The sequence below is a fragment of the Campylobacter sp. genome (genome assembly GCF_030528245.1).
In the GTDB taxonomy this organism is placed as follows: Bacteria; Campylobacterota; Campylobacteria; order Campylobacterales; family Campylobacteraceae; genus Campylobacter_D.
This window is the reverse complement of sequence record NZ_JAUMZG010000062.1, coordinates 1-1,659: the sequence shown is the minus strand read 5'-3', so window position 1 is coordinate 1,659 and position 1,659 is coordinate 1. Positions and strand designations below refer to the sequence as shown.

Below are 1,659 nucleotides of genomic sequence, written 5' to 3'. Positions count from 1 at the left end.
GAGCCGTGTCCGCACTTTTTTTAAGCTTCTTCGCATCTTTTTAGCGCACAAGAACAATCAAAAATTCTACAAGAAATTCACGACCTTTTTCCCCCAGCTCCACTACCCTGCCCTAGAAAAATGTCAAGATTATGGCGAGGCGCTTTGGATTAGGGCCAGTTTGCCCTATTTACTGGGTGAGAATTTTATAAGGGCCTTGAAAAAGCGCCGCTTCAGTCGCATTTACGAGGAGGCGCAGGGCTATGAGGCATTGTTCGCACAAATTTCCAAGGCTCACCCAAGTTCGGGTGAGCTTGAGCTCATCTTGGAGCAAAAGGAGGCCTTTGCGTCCTTTTTCATCCCCGCCCAAAGCCCGCTAAAAGAGGTGATTTTGGCGAATTTATCCTTCGTGTGTGAGCATTTTTTTGAGGTGAAAATCTGGCTCACAAGCCCGTATTTTTGTGAAAAATACTCCACCCATCCCCACCCTCCCCTGCTTGATGTGAGAATTCTCAACGCGCTTTTGAAAGATGGGGCGGATTTGCAAAATGAGACAGACGCGGCCCAATTTGAAACCCAAAAGGCCTCTTATTTGGCTAGGAATTTGACCTACCAAACCATCCCTGCGGCCTTGGCTTGGCGGCTGAATTTGCCCCTGCCAAGCACTTTTAAATTCTTCTTCGCCTACATGTATGGGGCGGGAAATTTTAGCTTTCATCTTTATATGGACGCGCTCAAAATGAGGGCCTTGCATTCTGGCTGGGGGGAGGATGAGGGCTTTTATGCGAAGAGCTATGAGGAGCTTCTTGGTGGGGATGATTGCTTCGTTTCGCTGCTGGCTTGGGATTATTTTCACTGTCCCAAGACCTGGGCGCTGCTGGATGCGGACAAGGACATGCTCATTTTGGTGCGGGATCCCATTTTGTGCCTTAGGCATCTTTTGAACCACTCCTATGGCATCTCTCGCAAAAAGGACCTTTTTGATTGGAGGGAGGATTTTGAGGAAATTTTCATGCCGCTCAATTATCGTTTGGCTTATTTTAAGGGGGGAAAGCACTGCTTTAGGGTGAGCAAAAAGCCCAATTTATGCAATCTTTATGCGCCGTGGCTTAAGGAGTATGTGGATCGACCCCTCATCAGATCCATCCAGAAAAAGATAGGCGCAAGGACGGTGCGTTTCATGGATACGGGTGAAATTTTACCGGGGCGCGTCCTTTCTACCCTCACAGAGCTTAGCAAACGATACCATTTTCAGTCTCCTGATTTGGCGCAGAGTTCTTTTTTTGAGGCAAGGCACGCGCAAAAGTCCTTTTCCAAGCTGCTAGGCTTTCAGATCGGTTTGCCCGGGGGGCTTTTGGTCTTTGTGGATAATAGCCGCGAGAGGCGGTATTTGGACGCGGATTATGTGGGCTTGAATGTGGAATTTTTAGGCGCGGATGATGCGAATTTTAAGCTTTGCATGCGAAAGGAGCATTATGAGCGCTTGAGAAATGGGGGTCTTTATGATGAGGCGAGGGCTTATTTTCAGAGGCTTTATGCGCATTATTTGGCGCGATGGGAGTGGGAGGAGAAAAGGTGCATCAGCGCGCAGGACATTTTGCGGCTTTTCAGGAGGGATAAAAAGCTATACCATCACTACAAAAAAATCTTTGACGAGGAGCTTGAGGGGCTCAAAAAATC

At 48.0% G+C, this 1,659-nt stretch carries 1 protein-coding gene; it reads left to right on the top strand.

Annotated features, from left to right (window positions below):
* Positions 1-1,659: DUF2972 domain-containing protein (locus Q4A73_RS07315; RefSeq protein WP_303206796.1), on the top strand; the 1,659-nt coding region annotated here is incomplete at both ends.